Below are 5,320 nucleotides of genomic sequence, written 5' to 3'. Positions count from 1 at the left end.
CGTGTCGAGGCGGAAGTCCAGCAGCGCCAACAGGGCGGGGAAACGCCTCTGAAGATCGTCCGTCCCGATTCAGGGCAAAGTCCCGCTGCACCGGACGAGCACGTGGCCTTGCTGGAACAGGAATTTCGCGCCGCGCTGGGACTTCGCGTGTCACTGACGCACAACGGTCGGGGGCGCGGCAAGGTCATCATTCACTTCAAAAACCACGAAGAATTTGAACGCCTGCGAGAACGGATCTGCGGCGGCGAATTCCGCCAGGCCGCCGGAATGTGACCCTTTGCATCGGTTGGAGGCCATGCCGCCGCGACAGAACACATCCCGTTCGCGCAAGCTCCTTCCGGCGCTGCCGCGTGAAGGAACATCGTGCCCGAAAAACCAGAACGATGTCTTGAAGCAGAGCGACAAACGACTCGCGGCGGCCATGGCCGATGGGGTCTCCCTGATGACGCAGAGCCCCCGACATGCCGGTGGTCACCCGGCTGTGAACATCCTTCCGTGGCCGACCAGGGGGAGGATGCAAGGGTGCCACATCCCGCGATCCTCTCTTAACATTCGCGATTGGCGGCGGTATGATAAAGCAAGCGAGAGCACGAAACCGCGGACGGGATGCAAAGTCCTGGAACGCGACGGAACACGCATGGCGGGGCGTAGCGCAGCCTGGCTAGCGCATCTGCTTTGGGAGCAGAGGGTCGCCGGTTCGAATCCGGCCGCCCCGATTGGCCGCGGAGTCCGCCGAGTCATTTGTCCAGCAACGACTCACAGGGGCCGGTAAAAGGGACCGTCCACGTGGGGGTGAGTTTGTTTCTTGTGCTGGCGGGCTCGCTCCATGACATGGTTGATTGCCCGGCAGGCATCGGCAATCGCCTCGCCCAATCGGTCATCTCGGGTGGTCACTGCGGAAGTCCGTAGCTTCTCGAGACGTGTCCAATCCACTTCCCAGTTCTCTTGCCGGGCTGTATCCTCCAGTTCGGCGAGGATCTGCAGGAGATTCTCCAGTGTTTCGCGCCGGAAAGAACTGCTCGCGGTGTTGTAGGGAGAAGGGGAGTTGCTCAATGGCAGCACCGGCCGGCTGGTATCGGCGGGGCGCAGCAAAAGATACAAGCCCAAAAACAGGGCGACCAGCGGCAGCACCAAAATCCCCCATCCAGAGGGATGCTGCAATAATTTCAATTGCACCAGACCAAAAAGGGCCATGGCAAAACCCACCATGCCCAGCGCGATACAGATGTAACTGGCCAGCCGCAGCCAGCGACCGTGGCCCGGGAAAATGGCGTCCCGCGTGCCATCGCCGGAGGTGCCACAATGAGCCGTGGGTTTTACACGCACCACGGTCACGGTAATATTGTCTGGCCCGCCGCGGAGATTGGCCAGGTTGACAAGCGTCTCCACCGCCTCCGCGGGAGGAAGCGCCCGGACAACCTGGCCGATTTCCTCGTCCGACACCTGTCCGGAAAGACCATCGGTGCAAAGGACGAAGGTATCGCCGGGCTCGATTGGGAACGGCCCCTCGAGGTCCACTTCCACATCCATCTGGGGGCCCAGTGATCGCGTGATAATGTTCTTGGGCACATACTGGGGCCGAATGTCCTCGGGCAGCCGCCTCAGCTCCCATGCCAGGCTGTGGTCCTGCGAAAGTTGTTCGATGACATCCCCCCGGCAGCGGTATACCCGACTGTCCCCAACCTGTGCGATCCACGCCCCGGACGGCAGGATGGCCAGGGCACTCACCGTGGTGCCCATCCCCCGAAAATTCTCGTTGGCCTGGGCACATTGAAAGATTTCCTGGTTGGCTTCCCGCACAGCCTGGCGGAGGGCTTCTGGCGGTGGGAGATCGCGGAGCTTGCGGTAAGCCAGGGGAATGACTTCCGCCGCTTTTTTGCTGGCCGTTTCCCCAGCCGCATGAGCGCCCATGCCGTCAGCCACCAGGAAAAGATGCCCCCGGTCCAAAAAAGCATCCTGGCTGCCGGCGAGATCTTCGGCGTGGGCATCCTGATTGTTGTAGCGGCGCAAGCCAATATCGCTTTTGGCTGCTACCTCAAGACAATCTTTCCAACCGGTTTCAGCCAGAGTATCGATCATTCACTTCGCGGCCCCCTGCAATTGGGCCCGGGACTGACGCATTCTTGCCATCATCCGGACAGTCTTCACCCCAATCCGCCGACAGGGAAAAGAGGTACATTCTCTTCCCGCTTTAGTTATCGACCGTCCACAACGATCCCCTCCCCCAAATTGCACACTCTTCTAGATTCTGCAAGTTCCCCGGCCCTCCGCGTCATTGTAGTCCGTCGGACACAGTAATTCCAACCCGAGGGGCACCGCGGAATAAAAACAGGCGTCCATGACGCCAAATTTCTGAAGACAGACTTCCCCGGGCACGAATGGCACTTTTTTTGAAAGGAGCGGCCGCGAACCTCTTCCCACAGGACAGTTTTGAATTGCAATGACGGATACAACGACAATAACGGCAGTGTCCGAACGTGTTGGTCGTACCGATAATCGCAGAAGTTCATCGATGTCCGGTTTGAAAGGGAAAATTCTTTTCTGTGGCCGATTGCGCTTTTTAGCACGCGGTGCGCTGACCATCAAATGAGCTGCAAGGCCCTGCACGGAGGCATGGGTTGCATGTCCCGACGATCCTCGCAACAACGATTACTGAGTGGCTGCGTTCTGATCGCATCGATCTTCGCGCCGGTATCGGCCCTTTTTGGTGCCGATCAGCTTTCCCGCTTGCCAGCCGTCTCTGCCCATGAAACGAAGCACGTTTTCCCCCAGGAGGACTCGCCTCGCATCGCGTCTGCTCGCGTTCAACCTCCGGCACCTCTCCCCCTGGAAGTTCTTGGACTTCGTCGCTCGGCCAAACTGGAACTTGTCGCTCAACAGGCCGACTCACTCACGGAGAAAGGCTATGATTTGGCCGGACGCGGTGCTTATTTCGCTGCTCGGGCACAATTCCGTGCGGCCCTTGTGGTCATCGCGCAAGGGCTGGACGCCGAGGAGGCCACTTCGCGACACGTCAGCGCCCTGTCCCGAGCGTGGACGGCCCTGTCGGAAGCAGAGGACTTTCTTGGCCCACCCCACGGCCTGATCGACCAAGCCGCCCTTTCGGAGATCATCGCACGGCACGAAACGCCCATCCTTAAGGACCAAACATTTGTCCAGTTGACGGCCCTCGATGCGTTTCGCAACTATCTGGCATACGCGCAGGATCTTTTCGCCCAGGCGCAGGGACACGAGGTTGCAGGGTCGATGGCCCTGCGCGGCCTGGGAAAACTGTACATGGCGATGGCGGAGGTTCCACACCCTGGAATCCGTGAACCTCTGGCGCAAGCGGTTGTCTTTTTCCAAGCAGCAATCCTTGTCTGTCCCGAAAATTACATGGCAGCCAATGATCTGGGTGTTCTTTTTGCTCGCGGAAACCGCTGGGCAGAAGCCTATCAAGTCCTGATGTATGCAGCGCGAATTCGGGCAGATGACACCGTGCTGCTGAATCTGGCTAAGGTGCGACAGAAGCTCGGGACAGGTAACGCATTTTCGGGCAATTCTTTCGTACCCAACGGCGACACCGCTCGACTGGAAGGGCGAACCACAACGGACACACCCGCCGTCGTCTGGGTAAGCCCTCAAGCGGTAAAAGGAACTGACGAACCTTCGCAATTTCCTTTCGGTTTGTCGCCTTCAAGGGAGCCAAACAATTCCGGCCGAGGTTTGTTTGGGTGGGGAATCTTCAGTAGCCCGGCCAAGAGTCGCGAATTCCCCGCAGCGCAGGCGAGCTGGACCGACGACGTTGTGGCGAATTCGGCGCCGAGGTCGGAGCCGTCCCAGCCGGAAGGGCCGTCGCTCTCCGACTCTGCGTTGCAACCAGCCCCAGAGCGGACCGCGCTTTCCAACGCAGTCTCAAGGGCGCCAGCTTGGACTCCCAGCCCAGCTTCGCCATGTCCCCGATGTGCGGTCGATGGCTCCACGTGTGATCCCCGGCACTGGGGTGGGTGGGAACGCGCTCGGTTGATTGCCTGGGAGCGCTATGCTCAGGGGGAATATGTGGGCCTTGCCCGCTCGGCGCATGTGCCGGAATACCGTCTGCGGGTGGACGATGAACTGGAGATCGTGTACCGCATCACCCGCGAGGCCACTTCCAAACCCTACCGGCTCAATGTGGGGGATCAAATCCGCGTTGAGTCGGCCACGGATCCGACCCTGAATCGGGACGTGCTCATCCAACCGGATGGCACGATCACGCTTTTGCTGTTAGGTCAGGTCAAGGCGACAGGATTCACCGTAACCCAGTTGCAACAAAGGCTGGAAGAGCTTTACCGTCGCTACTATCGTGTCCCCTCCATCACGGTCACGCCCATTCTGGTCAACAGCAAATTGGAAGACTTGCGAGCCACGGTGGACCGCCGTTATGGAGAAGGAGGCCAGGCGCAAAAGGTACGGATCACCCCGGAAGGCACAATCTCGCTGCCCGGTTTGGGGTCGGTTCGCGCGCAGGGACTGACGCTCCGCGAGCTCCAGCTCGAATTGAACGAACTCTACCGCCAGGAAGTGGAGGGCATCGAGGCCATCCCGATCCTTGTGCAACGGGCGCCACGGTACATCTACGTCCTGGGGGAGGTGGCCAATCCCGGGCGATTTGAGTTGACTGGCCCGACAACGGTCATTCAGGCCATCAGCATGGCGGGAGGTTGGAAACCCGGGGCGAACTTGCGTCAAATTGTGGTCTTCCGCCGAGGCGAAGACTGGCGATTGATGGCAACGATGCTCAACCTGGAAGCGGCCCTGCATGGGAACAAGGCCACCCCGTGCGATGAGATTTGGCTCTCCGATTCCGACGTGGTCATCCTGCCGAAGAGTTTCATCCAGCGCGCGGACGATTTTATCGAACTTGTCTTTACACGCGGTATTTATGGAGTATTCCCGCTTTCCGCGACAATCAACTTTTCCAAGCTGAGCACGATTTGATCGACGCGGAGGGTTTTCCGCCGTCACCGCTGTCCCCCGCGCAACATGGCACTGGCACGCCCATCCGCGCTGGTGCCTTGGCGTCCTGCTTGGAATCGTGGAACCAACGTCGCGAGTTAATCTTTGCTTGACAATCCACGGGTGTAACCTAGATTTTGGCAGACGGGACGACGCTCAGATCGTTCCGACTCGTGGAAAGCGACCGATATTCGAGCTCGTGGTGTGAGAGCACCCGAACCGAAGAGTCGGCTTGTCTTCGACTGGCTTGTCAAGGTTGAACCTTCTATTCAGGAGTCTGATCACGCAGAGGAGGAACCATGGGAGCGAAAGTTTTGGTGGCCGACGATTCCAGCACCATGCG

Annotated in this window: 2 protein-coding genes, 1 tRNA gene and 1 pseudogene; 3 read left to right on the top strand and 1 reads right to left on the bottom strand. The window is 59.5% G+C overall.

The window, feature by feature from the left end:
• Positions 1-273 (top strand): annotated as a pseudogene (locus H5U08_RS09470) (hypothetical protein); the annotation flags it as partial.
• A gap of 368 nt (positions 274-641) precedes the next feature.
• Positions 642-716, top strand: a tRNA-Pro gene (locus H5U08_RS09465).
• Between the two features lie 40 nt (positions 717-756).
• On the opposite strand, the gene H5U08_RS09460 is transcribed toward H5U08_RS09465, so the two are convergent.
• Positions 757-2,079: a protein phosphatase 2C domain-containing protein gene (locus H5U08_RS09460; protein ID WP_297032436.1), complete on the bottom strand. Its 1,323-nt coding sequence runs from the start codon at positions 2,077-2,079 to the stop codon at positions 757-759.
• Positions 2,080-2,622: 543 nt separating this feature from the next.
• Between H5U08_RS09460 and H5U08_RS09455 the strand changes: the two genes are divergently transcribed.
• Positions 2,623-4,959 carry a polysaccharide biosynthesis/export family protein gene (locus H5U08_RS09455; protein WP_297032435.1) on the top strand — a complete coding sequence of 779 codons (2,337 nt, stop codon included), beginning with the start codon at positions 2,623-2,625 and terminating at the stop codon, positions 4,957-4,959.
• Positions 4,960-5,320: the final 361 nt, after the last annotated feature.

The organism is Thermogutta sp. (genome assembly GCF_014359955.1).
Lineage (GTDB): Bacteria > Planctomycetota > Planctomycetia > Pirellulales > Thermoguttaceae > Thermogutta.
The sequence above is the reverse complement of the archived record's forward strand: the minus strand, read 5'-3'. Positions and strand labels throughout refer to the sequence as shown.